The sequence below is a fragment of the Neisseria sp. HMSC061H08 genome (assembly GCF_001836795.1).
Classification (GTDB): domain Bacteria; phylum Pseudomonadota; class Gammaproteobacteria; order Burkholderiales; family Neisseriaceae; genus Neisseria; species Neisseria subflava_A.
Map to the genome: position 1 here is coordinate 17,822 of NZ_KV830580.1, position 18,848 is coordinate 36,669.

Below are 18,848 nucleotides of genomic sequence, written 5' to 3' on the forward strand. Positions count from 1 at the left end.
CCGCAAACTGTTTTATTTTAAACGTTTTCTTTAATGACGTCAGAGTACAAAAAACAACCGTTTGTAAGAAAAACAAACAAATAGACTTCGCAAGCAATATCATAGCTGTTATAACAATAAAGGAACCTGACAATGTTTCTGATACTAATTGGGCTGATACTGATTTTTTTTGTTACTTTGTTTATTATTACTTCTATTATTCATAAAAAACAGTTCGCCTACGACACACACCAAGATTATAACTATCCCTCCCTTCCCTCTACCGCGCATGCCACCCTCAAGGGTGGCAGCCTGACTTTGCCTGCTACTATCAGCGGACAAGATACCGTTATTGCCAAAATCCGTATCAAATCCACTTGGGCAGGATTACTGATATTGCCTTTTGTTGAAACCATTTCATCTAAAGGCAAATGGAAGCAATATTTCGAATACGGCGCAAAAGGCGTGCGCTATATCAATCTGAGCGACACCTTTTCCGACAACGACAAAACCATCCGCTTGGAAGGCAAATACCTGTCCTTGCCAGATCAAGAAATCGAACTCTCTGTTTATCCGCGTGAGAACCTCGACGGCAAAAAAATCCTTGTCCTCGCGCCTCATGCTGACGATGCTGAACTCAGCGCATACGGCTTGTACGAAAAACACGCCGCCAATTCAATGATCTGCACTTTAACCGCCAGCGAAGGCGGCAGCTTCCACTATGGCAACCTTTACAGCACATGCGACTTCGACACCCAGGCACAATATCTACAAAAAGGCCGGATGCGCGTTTGGAACAGCCTAGCCGTTCCCCTTTTGGCCGGCGTGCCGTCTGAAAACATCCTGCAGCTGGGCTACTTCGACAGCACATTGACCGCCATGCGCCAAAATCCGGAAAAAGAGATTAAATCGACCAAAATCGATACGACCGATGTCGATATTTTCCGCAGTGCCAATACCTCCCCATTGGCGAAACATCTCAAACCCGGCTCGACTTGGAACAGCTTGGTAGCCAACCTTGGCTATCTGATAGAAACGTTCCAGCCGGATATTATCGTGACGCCGTCCCCCAATATTGACACGCATCCCGACCACCAACATACTGCGCTGGCCGCCATCGAAGCCCTGCGTAAAATCGATTACCGCCGCGGTAATCTGTTTTTGCACACCATACATTATCTGAGCGACGACTTCCCTATCGGCAAAGTAGGGTCTTCCCTCAGCCTGCCGCCGCCCTCCGAGCAACCGTTTTACTTCCAAAGCATTTATTCCCATCCTTTGGATAAAGAAGAGCAAAACCGCAAACTCCTCGCCCTTGACGCCATGAACGACATCCGTCCCAATTCAGACGGCTATATGCGTTGGAGTACCATGATATTCAAAGGCCTAAACAAACTGCGGCACCACGTTCTTCATCTCGACAAAGACTTGGTCAACCGCTTTGTCCGCAGCAACGAATTCTTCTATACCGTCCCCATTACCGACCTGTACCAAGAAGAGACGCTGAAAAAAATTACCTATCAGGGCAAAGCCCAATAAACCCAAAGGCCGTCTGAAAAGATGTTTCAGACGGCCTTTATCACACCAAATCAAAACAATAAAATCACCGCATTACAAACGAAAAATACCAAGCCCAAATCCAAACGCGGCAACCCAAGTTATAATAAAACCCTTCCCACACGTCCCACATCATCATGCCGATTTACTTCATCGCCGATTTACACCTGAGCGAATCCCATCCTCAACTGACCGCACTCTTCCAAAAATTTATCCAAGAAAAAGCCGTTCACGCCCAAACCGTATACATTCTTGGCGACCTTTTCGATTTTTGGATCGGCGATGACGAAAACAGCCCTTTGGTTCAAACCATCAAACAAACCATCCGCAGCCTGACCGAGCGCGGCATTGCCTGCTATTTTATCCATGGCAACCGCGACTTCCTCATCGGCAAAACCTTCGCCCGCGATACCGGCATGATCTTACTGCCCGAGTACACCGTTATCGACCTGTTCGGCACACCCACCCTGCTCTGTCACGGCGACACCCTCTGCACCGACGACCATTCTTATCAAAAATTCCGCCGTACCGTCCATCAAAAATGGCTGCAACGCCTGTTCCTACTCCTTCCGCTCACACTCCGACTGAACATCGCCACCAAAATCCGCAAGCAGAGCAAACAGGACAAACAATACAAAACCGCCGACATTATGGACGTCAATCCAACCTTTACCCACGAAACCGTCCAACGCTTCCACACGCCCCTGCTCATCCACGGCCATACCCACCGCGAAAACATCCATCGCAACGCCGATTACACCCGCATCGTACTCGGCGACTGGCGCGACAATTACGCCTCCATTCTCGAAGTCGATGCCGAAGGCTACCGTTTTATTGCCTTATAAAACATCAGGCCGTCTGAAAACCGGTTTCCCGATTGTTCAGACGGCCTGACTGACAAACATCCTCAAACGGTTTACGCAAACCAACCGCGTATCCGTTCCAAACCACCAAAGCGCACACACGCATCCGCATTCGCTTCGGTTTTCGGTTTCGCCCAATAAGCAATGCCGAATCCTGCCTCCCGTATCATCGGAATATCATTCGCACCATCGCCCATCGCCACCACCTGCCACGGAGCCAAACCCAGACGCTCACGGTATTCGCGCAACAAATCCGCCTTAGCCTGCGCATCGATAATCCGCCCTTTCAGACGGCCTGTCAGCTTGCCGTTTTCCACTTCCAACACATTCGCAAAATGGAAATCCAAGTCCAAACGCTGTTGCAGACGTTCCGTAAAGAACGTAAACCCGCCCGACACCAGCATAAACTTCACAGCATTCCGTTTGCACTCTTCCAGCAAAAATTCCGCGCCCGGCGACAGCTGCAACACATTCTCGTACACCTCTTCCAACACACGCTCATCCAAACCGGCCAGCAAGGCCACACGCTTGCGCAAAGACTGCTCAAAGTCCAGCTCGCCGCGCATCGACAGCTCCGTAATCTTGGCCACCTCATCCTTCAGCCCGACACCGGCCGCAATCTCATCCACACACTCAATCGTAATCAGCGTCGAATCCATATCGCTGACAATCAGTCCCAAATCAGCAAAAGCCACATCCGGCAACACCGCACCATCTATCTGCTGCGCAATCAACGCCTCACGCATCTCGTCCGTCAATTCAAAATCATCATCAACCGGCACGCGCAACACCGACTTCCCTGATGGCGCAGACACCAAACCGCCAAATGCCGACCAGTCGCAAGCGCCCAAATCCCCATGTTGCAACACCAAAACTTTCTTCATCTCATTCTCCTCATACCCCAAAACCTTTACAAACATATCGGGTACACATTCAGCTTAAAACAACGAAACCGTATTTTTGCAAAGGCCTTAAAAAACCAAAACAGCATTATAGCCGAACAACTCCGGCAATTCTCAGACGGCCTGTAAACAATTCAGCAGAGCTACCAATCCCTGCATCAACTAACCAAGCAATTACTCAAAAATTTGATTTTAGGCAAGCCGACTAAAAATTTTTGCCAGTAACAGGCAACTTCTGTTGATTTTTCTTACAGTTCCGATATAGTTACTTATAGCTAGTTTGGTACTACTCCTTATATCTAGCTTTCATTGCATTACCACCTCCATTCGTTGCCAACGGCTCCCCTTCCGATGGCAACCTTTTTTTTGGCCCGATGGTTTAATAATATCAAAATTGAATGAAATAAATGATTTGTAAATTTATATTTAAAAACAAATCCTTCCTCATCTGCGCACGCATTTCATGCCTTTCAGCTATTTTATCAATCAGTTTGAAGAAGGCCTCACTTTAGCTCAACTCGGTTAGTCAGAAGGTTTCAGCCCCCCCGACCGACTCAATCAATATGGCCATGTACACACACATCAGAGTAATGCTCAGAGTATGGCTGCTCCCAATCACTGATACCTGCCGTTTTAATTGTTCTTAACCTATCCTCTATTACCATCATCTCAAGATTCAATCCCTGTCTGATAGCTCACTGAATTTGAATGAAAAAATTATTTAAATGTTAAAATGTGCAAAGCACTTGCTTTCAATTCTAACAAGGGATATAGTACCAAGTAACTAGTTCTTATTGATGAGAGCTACTCCTTGGATACTTGCCTCCGGTCCTCCAACCCGGGGGCATTTTTTTACATTTTTATTTTGTGTTCGTATGGATAGGATAAAGATAAAAGGTTTTCAAAACATGAGGTCTATAATCTTTGTAAGATATTGGCTATAAATAAAAAACACTAATCTCAAAGCCATAGTCAAATAAAACTGCAAACCACGTTTTCCCAAACTTTCAGGCCGTCTGAAATCCTCTCTCCAATATCGTTAATCCCATATTTCAGATGGCCTGTTTAACCCTCTATTGCAAAGCTTGGCACAAGCACCGCTGACCGACGGCAATCAATTACTATATAATCAAACGCATCGTTATCCCTACAAAGGAGCCACACCATGACCACAAAAATTAAAATTGGTATCGTCGGTGCAACCGGTTACACAGGCGTTGAATTGTTGCGTCTGCTCAGCAGCCACCCCAACGCAGAGGTTACTGCCGTCACCAGCCGAAGCGAAGCCGGTATTGCAGTAGCGGACTACTTCTCCAGCCTTCGCGGCATTTACGACATTGCATTCCAAACGCCTGAAGATGCCGGGCTTAACCGTTGCGACCTCGTGTTCTTTGCCACGCCCAACGGCGTAGCCATGAAAGAAGCACCGTCCCTTGTCGAAAAAGGCGTACGCGTGATTGACCTGTCTGCCGACTTCCGCATCCGCGACATCCCCACATGGGAAAAATGGTACAAAATGACCCATACCGCGCCGCAACTTGTTTCCCAAGCGGTGTACGGCTTGTGCGAACTTTACAAAGACGACATCGCCAAAGCCATGTTGGTGGCCAATCCGGGCTGCTACCCTACCTGCGTTTCCCTGCCCTTATTGCCACTGCTTCAGGCTGGCCGTCTGAAAGCCAACGCGCCTCTGATTGCCGACTGTAAATCCGGTGTTTCCGGTGCAGGCCGCAAAGCCAGCACCCACGCCCTGTTGTGCGAAGCTGGCGATAACTTCAAAGCCTACGGCGTCGGCGGCCACCGCCATCTGCCTGAAATCCGACAAACCCTGTCCGGACTGCAAGACCATGTTTCAGACGGCCTGATTTTCGTACCACACCTTGTTCCGATGATACGCGGTATGCACGCTACCCTGTATCTGCACCTGCAAGAACACACTGATCCTGAAGCCTTGCTGCGCGAATACTACCGCGACAGTCCTTTTGTCGATATTTTGCCTTCAGGTTCGACACCTGAAACCCGCAGCGTGCGCAGTGCCAACCTTTGCCGTATCAGCGTTCAAAAAGCGCCCGATCAAGACGATGTGTGGATTGTTCTTTCCGTCATCGACAACTTGGTTAAAGGCGCAGCCGGTCAAGCCGTACAGAATATGAACATCATGTTCGGCCTACCCGAAATCACCGGCCTGACTAATGCACCATTGATGCCTTAAGCCATCCTTATTAAAAACACAAGGCCGTCTGAAACTTTGATCGTTCAGACGGCCTTTATCGATTCATTCACAAACATCACTCATACACCACGCCGGCAAGCATTTCTTCTTCATTCAAGTTGCCGTACTGTTGCTCCCAATCGTGGGTAGCCTCCACCATATCGCATTCTTTCGCAAAAGCCAGCAGCCTGCCGTCCATCTGATCCAAACTCAAGCTGCCCAAGCGTTCGCATTCCGAAGCCGTCAAATTACCGTCCGCTTCATGCGCTTCCGAAGATCCGAAAGGCAGGGCAAAAAAACCCAGCACCAACGCCAGCAGCACCCAAAAAATATTTTTACGCGAACGAGTCATTTCACACCTCTCATCATAATCATATAGCAGGTTTAAATCAGAAAAACTAAACCAAATAAAACTAAACTAAGAAAAATCAAATATAAAACTAGAAATATCGATTTATCTAAGACAAAACGAATAATACTAAGAAAAAATAAAATATGCAATACTTTTTCTTAGATTGAGTAATTTTTTTCTTACAATTTTATAAAAACTAAGGTAAAATACACTCAAATCGTCCAAACCATATAAAAAACATACCTCCATAAAGGCATAAACATGGATACCTTTAAAGACCGCCTGGCTTTCTTATGGAAAGATGAAGCCCGCCAAGCCAAAATTGCCGCCGACATCGATATGACCATCGCCGGATTCAGCCGTATCTGGAACGAAGGCGGCCTGCCGAAATCGGAAACGCTAAAAAAAATCAAACAACTTAAAGGCTGTAGCATAGACTGGCTTTTGACAGGCGAAGGTTCTCCCTTCCCCGATTCCGAAGCCCCAAAAGCCACGGCAACCGACACACTGGGCAACCCTGTCGATATAGACGAATTTGTCTTCGTACCGCGTTACGACATCCAAGCAGCGGCCGGACACGGCCAGCTCGTCGGCGATGAACAGCCCATGTTCGCCATGGCGTTCCGACGCTATTGGATAGAAAATTATGTGACGCGCGACATCAAAAACCTTTCCGTTATCTCAGTCAAAGGCGACTCGATGGAAGGCGTGCTTAATGATGGCGACACCATCCTCATCAACCACGGCCAAACCACGCCGCGCGACGGCCTCTATGTTTTGCGCCTCAACGAAAACCTTTTAGTCAAACGCCTGCAACTGATACCCGGCGGCATCGTCAACGTCATTTCCGCCAACGAAGCCTACCCTACTTTTGAAATCGACTTGAAAAACCCGACCGACGACGTTGCCATCATCGGCCGTGTAGAATGGTTTGGCAGAAGCATCTAAATCTGACATACTGGTGCTTGAAATTTCTGCCATGCCCTCCATGTAAGCTGGCAGACCCTGTCTGCACAAACTTGCCTTGACTAACGGTTTGCGCGACAATAGTAAAAATATTCATATAAAAGGAATCACATCATGTCAGACGAAAGCCCTATTATCTTTACTGACAGCTGCTGCACCAAAGTTGCCGACCTGATTGCCGAAGAGAACAATCCCGATTTGAAATTGCGCGTATTCGTCAACGGCGGCGGTTGCTCCGGCTTCCAATATGGTTTTACCTTTGATGAAATCAAAAACGACGACGATTTTGAAATCCAGAAAAACGGCCTGACGTTCTTGGTTGACCCGATGAGCTACCAATATCTGGTTGGTGCAGAAATCGACTACACCGAAAGCCTGCAAGGTTCTCAATTCGTCATCCGCAATCCGAATGCAGAGACAACTTGCGGTTGCGGCTCATCCTTCTCCGTATAAACAATCCGTTTTTGCCACAAAAAACAGGCCGTCTGTATCTTCAGACGGCCTTTTGTGTGAATTTATTTTAAACAATTTTAGATTTACTTTATAATAATAATATCGGGCGTGAATATTTACTCTACAATAGACATAACATTGGACATGCATGTTTCCATATAAATAAAAAATTATTGTCCAGCCGATTAACGACACAAAGGCAAACCGTACTTGGTCTGCCTGAGACTGCAGCCTCTGTTCTGGCTCGTATCATAAGCCAAGACAGCTCAAACACAAGAACAAAACATTAGGCTAGACCCATTTGGTTGACGCAGTCGAAATACTCATGGGATATCAATGAGCAAACAAGAAAAATTTTTCGACGTATACGTTTCCTATCCGCCGAACACAGATAGGGAGCTCATCCACGCCTGCCTGTATGAGAACCTGCCCGAAAACGAAGTCGAGAGCCTGATTCAAGCCTTGGCCGAGCGTCCGCAAGCCATTGTGGCCGAAAAATGTACCCAAGACGAGCGCGAAAATGCGCAGCATTACTTCAGCTATTTGGGTTTGGACGTGATCGTCCGTCAGTCTATGGAGTTGGAAGCGGTCGAAGAAGAACCCGTGTTGGCAGTCAACACGCCCGACTCTATCCAATGCCCAGTCTGCATGACGATAATTGACGAATTAGATGCACAGGAATGCAAAACCTGCCACTTTGATTTGACAGAGAAAAATGAGCTGGCTATCCAGCGCAAGCGCATTGAATGGCAGGAAAAAATCTCTTTCGAGCATAAAAAACAAACCGAAATTGCCCACAAGCTCAAATATGAGCGCGAACAGGAAGAGAAAAAACTGCGTAAGAAAATCCGCGCTGAGTTGGAATCCCAATTACGCGAAGAGTTAGGCCAAAATCCAGAGCTGGCCGCACTTGCAGCAAGGAAGAAAACACAGTTTCTGCTTACAATGGCCATCGTATTCGCCGTTTTGAGCCTGCTTGCTCTCGGCTATATCGCTGCAAAATTCTTCTAAACTGATTTCAAAACTTAAGGCCGTCTGAAAAACAGATTTTCAGACGGCCTTTTATATTTATATTGATTGCATCATTCCAATCAAGCCTCTTGCACATCCACATCCACCGACCATCTGATTTTGCCGTCGCGGTTCTGCTGCAACACCTGCACCCACAAACTCACGGCGCGGTGCAAATCCTGTCGGGATGTCGATTCGAGGAAGATTTGCGCGCGTTCGCGTTCGGCGAGGCGCATCATCAGCATGGGGGCGGCGCCGAACTGGGAGACGCTTTCGGGCAAAAGCGGGGCGAGGGTTTCTTTGGCGGCGTTGAGAAATTCCATCGCATCGGCAACACGCGGCGCATCGGCACGGACGGCGGTCTGAAAACCGAAGGGCGGCATGGCGAACATTTGCCGTTCGTTCAATTCGTTTTCGGCAAACACGGCGTAATCCTGCGCTTTGACGGCGGCAAAGACGAGATGTTCGGGCAGTTGGGTCTGTATCAATACCTTGCCGGGTTTGTCGGCGCGCCCCGCCCTGCCGGACACTTGCATCAGCTCGGCGAACAGCCTTTCCGGCGCGCGAAAGTCCGCGCTGTACAGGCTGCCGTCGGCGTTCAACACGATAACGAGGTTGAGCCGAGCGAAATCATGGCCTTTGGCGAGCATCTGCGTGCCAACCAGAATGTCGATTTCGTTGTCGGCGATGCGGCGGTACAAATCCGCCCAGTCGTTTTTGTGCGCCGTGCTGTCCCTGTCGACGCGGACAATGGCGGCCTTGGGCAGGAAGGCGCGCAGGGTTTCTTCGATGCGCTGCGTGCCGTGGCCGACGGCGGTCAGGTCTTGGTTGCCGCAGTCAGGGCATTTGAACGGGATGGGTTCGCGGTGGTCGCAATGGTGGCAGCGCAGTTGGCGGGCGCGTTGGTGCAGCACCATTTTGGCAGAGCAGTTCGGACAGCCGAAGGTATGGCCGCAGTCGCCGCAAAACAGTGCGGGCGCGAAGCCGCGACGGTTGAGGTACACCAGCGACATACCGCCCGCTTCGAAGTTCTGTTTCAAAAGCTGCAAGGCTTGCGGCGAGAAGCCGTTGTCGAGTTTCAGACGGCCTACATTAAGTATTTCTACTTGCGGCAGTTGCGCGGCGGTATGGGCGCGCTCAGTCAGTTGCAGCAGGCGGTACGCGCCGCTTTGTGCCTTGTGCCAGCTCTCCAAGCTGGGCGTAGCACTGCCCAACACGACGGGGCAGCCGCTCTGCTTCGCCCGCCACACCGCCAAATCGCGGGCATGGTAGCGCAATTCGTTGTCCTGTTTGAACGAGCTGTCGTGTTCCTCATCGACCACAATCAGCCCGACATCATCCATCGGCGTGAACACCGCCAGCCGCGTGCCGATGACCAATTTCGCCTGCCCCAACATCGCGCGCAGATAATCCTGCGTGCGCTTGCCTGCCGCCATCTGGCTGTGCAACACAGCAGTCGGCACGTTGGCAAAACGGTTTTCCACCCGTTTCAAAAGCTGCGGCGTGAGGTTGATTTCGGGCAACAAAAACAACACCTGCCGCCCCTGCGCCAACACTTTCGCCATCGCATCGAAATACACTTCGGTCTTGCCGCTGCCGGTAATGCCGTACAGCAAAAACGGCTGGAATTTGCCAAAGGCCGTCTGAATTTCATCGGAAGCCTTCTGCTGGTCGGCGTTTAATACAAATTCAGAGTGCGAAGCCTGCCCGTGGTACGGCCTTAAAGCAGACTGCGCCGCTTTCGTCGTTTCAATCCAACCCTGTTCTGCCCAATCTTCGATTAATTTCGCCGCCTGCGCGTTCACCTGCTTCAACGCCGCCATCGTCATCCCGCCCGACAGCAGCGCGCCCCACAAAGCCGCTTTTTTGTTGAACCGCGCCGGCGGCGGCGTTTGCGCCCTGCCTGCTTCGTTTAAAGCATAAAACAACGGCGGCTGCGGCATTTCTACCGCGCGCGTTTCCTTCAAACCTTGCGGCAATGCGGCAAATACCGCCTGCCCCGTCGGATAGTGGTAATAACGCGACGTAAACGCCAACAAATCACGCCAGCTTTGAGGCAACGGCTTTTCTTCTACAAAGGCCGTCTGAACACTCAAAATCCGCGCCGTATCCATATCGGGCGCAATATCCGTTTCCCACACCATCCCGACAACGGTTTTATTGCGGAAAGGCACAAGCACCCGCGTTCCCGGAGGAAGCGGCTCGGAATGGGAATAAGTCAAAAGGCCGTCTGAAAGCGGCACGTTTACGGCAATACGGTGGTAGAACATACAAACAATCAAATTATTTTTTCGTATTTTAACAGCCGAAAGCTATTTTCAGACGATAATTTGAGCCTGAGTACAATGCAGACATGACGGAGGTTTGATACAATGCATTACTTTCAACACACGCAAGTCTCTCGCATGAAAACCAAGTTAATCAAAATCTTAACGCCGTTTGCCGTCCTTCCTTTGTTGGCATGCGGTCAACCTGCCGTATCCAACGCCAACGCAGCGCCTGCACCGGCTGCCAAAGCGGAAGCGCCTGCCGACAAATCCGTTGCCGCTTCTTTGAAAGCGCGTCTGGAAAAAGTCTATGCCGCCCAAGATTTGAAAGTTTTGAGCGTCAGTGAAACACCGATTAAAGGCATTTATGAAGTTGTCGTTAGCGGCAAACAAATCATCTATACCGATGCCAAAGGCGACTATATGCTTGTTGGCGACCTCATCAACGTCAACACGCGCCAAAGCATGACTGAAGAACGCGCCGCCGATTTGAACAAAATCGACTTCGCTTCCCTGCCTTTGGACAAAGCCATCAAAGAAGTACGCGGCAACGGCAAACTGAAAGTCGCTGTTTTCTCCGATCCGGACTGCCCGTACTGCAAACGCTTGGAGCATGAGTTTGAAAAAATGACCGACATCACGATTTATACCTTCATGATGCCGATTCCAAGCCTGCACCCTGATGCCGCGCGCAAAGCCGAGCTGTTGTGGTGTCAGCCTAATCCGACCCAGGCATGGATCGACTGGATGCGTAAAGGCAAACTCCCAAGCGGCAAAGCAAACTGCGAAAACCCTGTTGCAGAAACCACTTCATTGGGCGAACAATTCGGTTTCAACGGCACGCCGACCGTAGTCTTCCCTAACGGCCGCAGCCAAAGCGGTTACAGCCCTATGCCTCACCTCAAAGAAATCATCGAGAAAAACCAGTAATACAAGGTTTAATCTCCATAAAGGACGCTTTACGCGTCCTTTTTTCATACCGACCGCCATCAATTGCTTTCAGACGGCCTCAAACAGACAAATATAAAAAAGGACGTGTCCAACACGTCCTTTTTCCCTTTACCTTACAGGTAGAATTTTTCAATTACTTTTAGGTTTTCATCCAATTTGTACACCAGCGGCTGACCGGTTGGGATTTCCAAGCCCATGATGTCTTCGTCGGAAATGCCTTCGATGTGTTTGGCCAAAGCGCGCAGGGAGTTGCCGTGTGCCGCAACCAATACACGTTTGCCGCTCAAGATGGCCGGAGCGATTTGGTCTTCCCAGAAAGGCAGGACGCGCTCGAGGGTAACTTTGAGGTTTTCACCATCAGGTACAACATCGCTAGGCAGGTTGGCATAGCGGCGGTCGTTGTGGGCGGAATGCGGGTCTTTAGGATCCAGCAGCGGAGGCAGGGTGTCGTAGCTGCGGCGCCAGATGTGGACTTGCTCGTCGCCGTATTTTTCTGCGGTTTGTTTTTTATCCATACCTTGCAGCTGGCCGTAGTGGCGCTCGTTCAAACGCCATGATTTGATTTGTGGAACAAACAGTTGGTCGGATTCTTCCAAAACGATGTTACAGGTTTTGATGGCACGGGTCAGAACGGAGGTAAAGGCGATGTCGAACTCGTAGCCCTTCTCTTTCAGCTTTTTACCTGCTGCTGCGGCTTCTGCCAAACCTTGCTCACTCAGCTTGACGTCGCGCCAGCCGGTGAAAAGGTTTTTCGCGTTCCATTCGCTTTGTCCGTGACGGATGAATACTAATTCCATGATTGTTTGCTCCAATGAAGTTTGGGAAAAGGTATTTATAGCACACTTTGCCGCCGCGCTGATAACGTCGGCGGTTTCTTTTGATATGTTGCAAGTTTGCTTCTAGTCTTCAGACGGCCTTGTCGGAAGGTAAACGTCAAAACGCGTGCTTTTGCCGGTGTATTGATAAGCAGGTTTGCGCCCGTCGAGAAATTCGCCCAAGCGCGGGCGTTTGACGACAATGCGCTTTTTGGCGGTATCTAATGCCGCAGCCAACAACTCGGCTTCGTCTTGTGCCGCACCGACCAAGTCGTGGAAATAGGCCATTTCTTTTTTCACGGCGGCGGTTTTGCGGCGTTCCGGGTACATCGGGTCGAGGTACACCACATCGGGCCTGCCGTTTTTCGCGGCCAATTCCTGCATCAAATCAACGGCATTGCCAAAGTGCAAAGTAATTCGCCGGGCAATCTCCCGTGTTTCTTCACTTTGCCCCGCCCTGTTGAGGCCGTCTGAAAGTAGACAGGCAACAGCAGGATTTTGTTCAAAAGTTTGTACCTTCAAACCCAACGAGGCAAGCACAAAACTGTCGCGCCCCAGTCCGCCGGTAGCGTCCCAGACAGTCGGTTGTACAGTATGGTTGACGGCTTTGGCAATCAACTCGCCTCCGCCTTTAGTGCGCCGATAATGGGCAGCACCGCCATCAAAATCAACGCGAACACGGCCTTTTTCACCGGCGCGGCACAAACTGATGCCGCTTTCGTCAGCAATAAGGAAACTGCCTTCTTCAGGCTTCCGGTCGATAACGATCAGCCCGAAAGGCGCGGCAAGGCTGCGAAGTTCGGCAGATGCGGTTTCGTCAAAATAAATCTTGTACATAAGGCTTATGTTTCAGACGGCCTTGAAAACTCAGGCCGTCTGAACGTTTTAATTGATGTCCAAGCGTTCCATGCGGTAGCGCATAGAGCGGAAGCTGATGCCCAAAAGCTTGGCGGCTTGGGTACGGTTGTAACGGGTTTGCTGCAAGGCCTGCTCGATGATGCTGCGTTCCACTTGGTCGAGGTAATCCTGTATCTGCATGGTACGCGGATCAAACGGCGGAATGGGGCTGTGATTGAGCGTAGTTTCGCGCGCGTCAGGTTCGGCAATATCGTCAAAGGAGAAGCCGCTGCGTTCAGCCTTAACCTGCGGGGCGTTTTGAATCTGCAAGTCGTCCACTTGTATCACTTGGCCGACCGTCAGTGCAACGGCGCGTTCGAGGATATTCTCTAGCTCGCGGAAGTTGCCGGGATAGCTGTAATGCAGCAGGGCTTCTTGGGCTTTCGGGCTGAGTTTGTAGGTTTGATTGCCGTGGCGGTGTTTGTACAGCAAATACAGAATCAGCGCGCCCAAGTCTTCGCGCATTTCGCGTAAAGGCGGCATGTGCAGGGAGACAACGTTGAGGCGGTAATACAAGTCCTGGCGGAATGCGCCGCTTTCAACCAAGACTTCGAGGTTTTTATGGGTTGCACAAATAATGCGTACGTCCACAAAGGTTTCCCGCGCATCGCCGATACGGCGCACGGCTTTTTCTTGGATGGCGCGCAGGAGTTTGACCTGCATGGCAAGCGGTAAATCGGCAACTTCGTCGAGAAACAAAGTACCGCCGTCGGCGTGTTGGAAAAAGCCGAGACGGTCTTGGTCTGCGCCGGTAAAGCTGCCTTTTTTGTAGCCGAAAAATTCGCTTTCCATCAGGTTTTCAGGAATGGCACCGCAGTTGACGGCAATAAACGGTTTGTCGGCACGGTCGGACAGTTCGTGAATCGTGCGCGCCGCCTGCTCTTTACCCGTACCGGATTCGCCGGAAATATAAACGGGAACCAGGCTGCGTGCCAATCTGCGAATCAGGTGGCGTACTTCGACCATTTGCGGCGAAGTACCCAACAGGCGCGGCATATCGTCGTCGCCTTTCAGGATAGGCTCTTCTTGCAAAGCAGGATTGATGTTGCCGGTTGAAAACCGCTCTTTTAAGGAATTGAGCCCTTCCGGAACAGTCAAAGGCCGGTTAAATTCGCTCTGTACGCTCTTAGGAGGCGTAACGACAGGCTTGACCGGCTGAGGTTCGGGTTTATACAGGGCGGCAGAAACAGGCGCAGGCTGCGATTTGACTTTTTCAGACGGCGTAGGTTCGGCAGTATTATCGGAAACCGATACGGCCGATTTAACCAATGAACGCAACTGCGACAGCGTAATCGGTTTTTGCAGATAGTCAAACGCCCCTGCTTTCAAGGCTTCAACGGCTTGGTCGGCATTGCCGAAAGCCGTAATCACGGCGACGGGCGTGTCGAGCATCAACTCGTCGATGTATTGGACCACCTCGAGGCCGGAACCGTCGGGCATACGCATATCGGTCAACACCAGCGAATAATCGTTGTTGTCCAGCCTGTCTTTGGCTTCTTCAACACCTGCCGCAGTATCGACGCGCAGACCCATTTTCATCAGGGTCATTTCCATCAGGTCGCGGATGTCTGCCTCGTCATCGACAACCAAAACCGGCTCTTGCAATTTATTCATCCTGCGCTTGCTCCTTCGGTAAAATCAGTTCAAACCCGTTCATTTCAGGGTGATAATGCAGCTGCCCCATATTGGCGTGTGCCAACTCGCGTGCGACGTAAAGCCCCAAACCGGTGCCTTGTTTTTCGGTGGTGTAAAACGGCTCGAACAAATGATTTCGTACATCGGGCGGCACGCCTTTGCCGTTGTCCGCTACTACGATGGAAATATGCATCCTGCCGCTTGAACGGATCAGGACGGTAATGGCGTTTTCGTCCTGACGGCTGTGTCGCCACGCATTGTTGCACAAGTTCCACATCACTTGCTGCAAATGCATGGAGTCAACCAATACGGTCAGGTTGTTGCCGTCCATATTCATGCGCAGACAGCCGATGGCATCGGGATTGTTCAAGGTAAATTCCTGCTTGAACTCCAACCAGAATTTCATCAGATTAATCGGCTGGCGGCTGATGTTGTCTCGTTTGTTAAGCAGGGATACATCTTCCAACATCTTGTCGATGCGTTGGATATTGCTGTCGATGATGTTGTAGAGCTTGGCCTTGAGCGGATCTGCCTCATCACCCTCTTGCAACAAATCGCTGGCATGACGGATGGCGGACATCGGGTTGCGGATTTCGTGGGCAAGGTTGGCAGTCAACTGTCCAAGCGAAGTCAGCTTGGTGGACATGGCCTCCGCAGCCACTTCACGCAATGAGCGGACGTACAGCATCAGCAGCTCGGTCTGCTCCTGAATCAGCGGAACGGCACGGACGTGCATGGCGTGTTGGAAAATATGGATATCGGTTTCAAAAGGTTTGTCGGGTTGGCGCTGCCAGCGTGCCACCAGCTCGCCAAACACGATTTCCTGCTGATCGATAATCAGGCTAGGGAAATAAATTTTTGCCTGCTTGTTAAACAGCCACACGCGTTGGGTCGCATCAATCACCACAACCGCTTCCTGTACGCGGTTCAAAACCAAATGATTCAAGCCGCTGATCCGGCGGTATGCCAGTTGATGGCGGCTGGCGGACTCTGTAGCCTGCTCCAGATAACGGGCGGCAAACGATGTCAGCATCGCCACCAGATAGCCTGCGCCGATCAGCATCGAAGAATTCACCATTGATTTCGCGTCCCAATTAAACGAATCGAAACGCATGCTGCCGTCTAAAAACAGGTTCAAAATAAACAACATTGCCGTATAGCCTGCATACAGCATAGGATAGTGGCCATAACTGAGCAGACACGACGTGGCGACAAACGGCAAAACCAAAATCCCGAAACCAGAAGCCGTACCGCCGGAGATATACACCAAAACCATCATCATGGTGATGTCGACCACGGCACTGGCATTGGGCAAATCCAAAGACTGCCACTGCCAGCCCGGGCGGAACACGGAGAGCATAATCAGGAGGAAATACAGCGTTACCCAGATATAAAACTCAACGTCTGGCAACGAAATGCCAATCAGGTTGCCGCCTGTGTAGCTGCCGAAAGCGTGCAAAACCAAAAGCGGTAAGACGATGGCTATTCGGGCAATGTTGATTACACCGGGAATCCGCTCCCTCAGATTACCCAGTTCTTGAAGATTGGCTCTGTTCATAAATGAACCTTTTTTTATTATCATGCAATGTCGTATAAATTTAATTTATTTAGATATATTTGTTCTTGTTTCAGGACAAACTTTTCAGACGGCCTGATATTTCCAATACCTTGCCTTTTTTACCGCGTTTGCCGTCAATATCGGCAATACGCAGTTTTTCCTGATGTTCTGCACCGCGTCGGCCGACCGATACAACGGTAAACTCAGGAGAGGTCGTCACCATAATGTGTTCCAAAGATGCACCCTCAGCCAACGACATCAGCTGCAAACCGCGGCCTTTGGGCATGACTTTGAGCTCGCCGATGGAAAACGCCAAGAGACGGTGGTCGCTACTGGCCAGTACGACTTTGCAGTCAGGATTAATCAGAGAAGAAGCATAGACGGCAACCGGCGGCAGGACGGTTTCGCCGCTATCCACAGTCATGACCACTTTGCCCGCTTTCACGCGTCCAACCATATCGGCCAACTTGGTGATGAAGCCGTAGCCGCCGCTACCCGAGAGCAAGTAGTGCTGTTCGGGCTGGCCGGTGAGCATGGCGACGGGTTTCGCGCCGTTTTGCAGCTCGATTAAGGATGAAACCGGCACGCCGTCGCCGCGTCCGCCGGGGATTTCGGCGGCATCAAGCGTATAGGTTCTGCCCAATGAATCCAGGATGACGACGGGTAGAACAGTGCGGCCTTCGAGGGTTTGCTTGAGGCGGTCGCCTTCTTTAAACGCGGTTTGGCTCAAATCAAGGTTGTGTCCGGCACGGCTGCGTATCCAGCCTTTTTCCGACAGAATCAGCGTGATCGGCTCATCGGCGGTGGTTTGCGTCAGCACGGCGCGTCCGGCTTCTTCCACCAGCGTGCGGCGCGCGTCGCCAAACTGCTTCATGTCCGCCTGCATCTCTTTGATAATCAACTTGCGTTTTTCGTTTTCGTCGCCCAAAAGGATATTCAGACGGCCTTGTTCCTCGCGCAATTCGTTCAATTCTTTTTCGAGTTTGAAACCTTCCAAACGCGCCAACTGGCGCAGGCGGATTTCCAAAATGTCTTCGGCTTGGATTTCGGTCAACCCGAACGCCGCCATCAAATCGGCTTTCGGGTCGTCTGATTCGCGGATGACTTTAATCACTTCGTCAATGTGCAGAAAGACTTTCAGACGGCCTTCAAGGATGTGCAGCCGTTTTTCCACTTGGTTCAAACGGAATTTCAGACGGCGTGTTACGGTCACGACGCGGAAATCCAGCCATTCCTGCAAAATCGTTTTCAGATTTTTCTGCGCGGGGCGGTTGTCCAGCCCCATCATCACCAAGTTCATGGACACATTGCCTTCCAGCGAAGTTTGCGCCATCAGCGTGTTGATGAAGGTATCCGTATCGATGCGGCTGGATTTCGGTTCAAACACAAGGCGCACGGGATGCTCGCCGTCAGACTCGTCACGCACGCGGTCGATTAAATCGAGCATCAGCTTTTTGGTATTGAGTTGGTCTTGGTTGAGCTGCTTTTTGCCCGCTTTCGGTTTCGGGTTGGTCTGTTCTTCGATTTCGGCAAGGATTTTGGCGGAATTGGCGTTCGGCGGCAGCTCGGTCACAATCACGCGCCATTGTCCGCGCGCCAGCTTCTCGATTTCGTAACGAGCACGCACGCGCACGCTGCCTTTGCCGGTTTCGTAAATCCGGCGCAATTCGTCCGCCGGCGTGATGATTTGACCGCCGCCGGCAAAATCGGGAGCAGGAATATATTGCATCAGGTCGGCGGTTTCCAGCGTCGGCTTTTTCAACAACGCAATCGCCGCCTGTGTCACTTCGTTTAAATTGTGTGACGGAATTTCGGTCGCCATGCCTACCGCGATGCCTGACGCGCCATTGAGTAAGACCATAGGCAGACGGGCTGGCAGGTGTACAGGTTCGTCAAACGCGCCGTCGTAGTTCGGCACAAAATCCACCGTCCCCTGATTAATTTCGGACAACAGCAATTCCGCAATAGGCGTCAGCCGCGCTTCGGTGTAACGCATCGCCGCCGCTCCGTCGCCGTCGCGCGAACCGAAGTTGCCGATGCCGTCGATTAAGGGATAGCGCAAGGTAAAATCCTGCGCCATGCGAACCATCGCCTCATAGGCAGAACTGTCGCCGTGCGGGTGGTATTTACCCAAAATCTCACCAACCACGCGCGCCGATTTCACCGGCTTCGCGCCCGCCGTCAAACCCATATCGCGCATGGCAAACAAAATACGTCGTTGTACAGGCTTCTGGCCGTCTGAAACTTCAGGCAGCGCGCGACCTTTGACCACGCTCATGGCGTATTCGAGATAGGCGCGTTCGGCGTATTGACCTAACAGCAGGTAGTCTTCGCCGATAGGAGATGGACTTGAAGCGGAAATGTGTTCTGTCATCAGGATGGTAAAACGAAATAAATTAAAGAAGGATATTGTAAAGCAAAATCGGTAGT

The 18,848-nt window shown here is 50.8% G+C and carries 15 protein-coding genes; 7 read left to right on the top strand and 8 right to left on the bottom strand.

Annotated features, from left to right (window positions below):
• Window positions 1-132 precede the first annotated feature (132 nt).
• Both HMPREF2675_RS07925 and lpxH read left to right on the top strand, forming a co-directional pair.
• Window positions 133-1,518 carry a PIG-L deacetylase family protein gene (locus tag HMPREF2675_RS07925; protein WP_070814652.1) on the top strand — a complete coding sequence of 462 codons (1,386 nt, stop codon included), beginning with the start codon at window positions 133-135 and terminating at the stop codon, window positions 1,516-1,518.
• A gap of 155 nt (window positions 1,519-1,673) precedes the next feature.
• Window positions 1,674-2,381, top strand: a complete 708-nt coding sequence (gene lpxH, locus HMPREF2675_RS07930) for a UDP-2,3-diacylglucosamine diphosphatase (protein WP_070814653.1) — start codon at window positions 1,674-1,676, stop codon at window positions 2,379-2,381.
• A gap of 71 nt (window positions 2,382-2,452) precedes the next feature.
• Here the strand turns inward: lpxH and serB are convergent, their stop codons facing one another.
• Window positions 2,453-3,283 carry a phosphoserine phosphatase SerB gene (gene serB, locus HMPREF2675_RS07935; RefSeq protein ID WP_070814654.1) on the bottom strand — a complete coding sequence of 277 codons (831 nt, stop codon included), beginning with the start codon at window positions 3,281-3,283 and terminating at the stop codon, window positions 2,453-2,455.
• A gap of 1,183 nt (window positions 3,284-4,466) precedes the next feature.
• Here serB and argC point away from each other — a divergent pair.
• On the top strand, window positions 4,467-5,513 hold the full coding sequence (argC, locus tag HMPREF2675_RS07940; RefSeq protein ID WP_070814655.1) for an N-acetyl-gamma-glutamyl-phosphate reductase: 1,047 nt from the start codon (window positions 4,467-4,469) through the stop codon (window positions 5,511-5,513).
• 76 nt (window positions 5,514-5,589) lie between these two features.
• Here the strand turns inward: argC and HMPREF2675_RS07945 are convergent, their stop codons facing one another.
• On the bottom strand, window positions 5,590-5,865 hold the full coding sequence (locus HMPREF2675_RS07945; RefSeq protein WP_003748371.1) for a hypothetical protein: 276 nt from the start codon (window positions 5,863-5,865) through the stop codon (window positions 5,590-5,592).
• Window positions 5,866-6,126: 261 nt separating this feature from the next.
• Between HMPREF2675_RS07945 and HMPREF2675_RS07950 the strand changes: the two genes are divergently transcribed.
• The 3 genes from HMPREF2675_RS07950 (at window position 6,127) to HMPREF2675_RS07960 (ending at window position 8,295) form a co-directional block, all read left to right on the top strand.
• On the top strand, window positions 6,127-6,813 hold the full coding sequence (locus HMPREF2675_RS07950; protein ID WP_003680158.1) for a S24 family peptidase: 687 nt from the start codon (window positions 6,127-6,129) through the stop codon (window positions 6,811-6,813).
• Window positions 6,814-6,945: 132 nt separating this feature from the next.
• A complete protein-coding gene (gene erpA / locus HMPREF2675_RS07955) occupies window positions 6,946-7,284 on the top strand; it encodes an iron-sulfur cluster insertion protein ErpA (RefSeq protein WP_003680162.1) in 339 nt (112 codons plus the stop codon).
• 336 nt (window positions 7,285-7,620) lie between these two features.
• Window positions 7,621-8,295 carry a hypothetical protein gene (locus HMPREF2675_RS07960; RefSeq protein WP_070814656.1) on the top strand — a complete coding sequence of 225 codons (675 nt, stop codon included), beginning with the start codon at window positions 7,621-7,623 and terminating at the stop codon, window positions 8,293-8,295.
• Between the two features lie 80 nt (window positions 8,296-8,375).
• Here the strand turns inward: HMPREF2675_RS07960 and HMPREF2675_RS07965 are convergent, their stop codons facing one another.
• Entirely contained in the window at window positions 8,376-10,565 is a 2,190-nt protein-coding gene (locus HMPREF2675_RS07965) for a primosomal protein N' (protein WP_070814657.1), read from the bottom strand.
• Between the two features lie 135 nt (window positions 10,566-10,700).
• On the opposite strand from HMPREF2675_RS07965, the gene HMPREF2675_RS07970 reads away from it, so the two are divergent.
• Window positions 10,701-11,492, top strand: a complete 792-nt coding sequence (locus HMPREF2675_RS07970; protein ID WP_004518838.1) for a DsbC family protein — start codon at window positions 10,701-10,703, stop codon at window positions 11,490-11,492.
• 134 nt (window positions 11,493-11,626) lie between these two features.
• On the opposite strand, the gene HMPREF2675_RS07975 is transcribed toward HMPREF2675_RS07970, so the two are convergent.
• The 5 genes from HMPREF2675_RS07975 to parC form a co-directional block, all read right to left on the bottom strand.
• A complete protein-coding gene (locus HMPREF2675_RS07975; RefSeq protein ID WP_003679823.1) occupies window positions 11,627-12,310 on the bottom strand; it encodes a 2,3-diphosphoglycerate-dependent phosphoglycerate mutase in 684 nt (227 codons plus the stop codon).
• Window positions 12,311-12,412: 102 nt separating this feature from the next.
• A complete protein-coding gene (locus HMPREF2675_RS07980) occupies window positions 12,413-13,165 on the bottom strand; it encodes a class I SAM-dependent methyltransferase (RefSeq protein WP_070814658.1) in 753 nt (250 codons plus the stop codon).
• 48 nt (window positions 13,166-13,213) lie between these two features.
• Window positions 13,214-14,839 (bottom strand): sigma-54-dependent transcriptional regulator, encoded by a 1,626-nt coding sequence (locus HMPREF2675_RS07985; protein WP_070814659.1) that lies wholly within the window; start codon window positions 14,837-14,839, stop codon window positions 13,214-13,216.
• Complete coding sequence (locus tag HMPREF2675_RS07990) at window positions 14,832-16,418, bottom strand: two-component system sensor histidine kinase NtrB (RefSeq protein ID WP_070712140.1); 1,587 nt, start codon at window positions 16,416-16,418, stop codon at window positions 14,832-14,834. The genes HMPREF2675_RS07985 and HMPREF2675_RS07990 overlap by 8 nt, the downstream gene beginning before the upstream one ends.
• 70 nt (window positions 16,419-16,488) lie before the next feature.
• Window positions 16,489-18,792 (bottom strand): DNA topoisomerase IV subunit A, encoded by a 2,304-nt coding sequence (gene parC / locus HMPREF2675_RS07995; protein ID WP_070814660.1) that lies wholly within the window; start codon window positions 18,790-18,792, stop codon window positions 16,489-16,491.
• Window positions 18,793-18,848 lie beyond the last annotated feature (56 nt).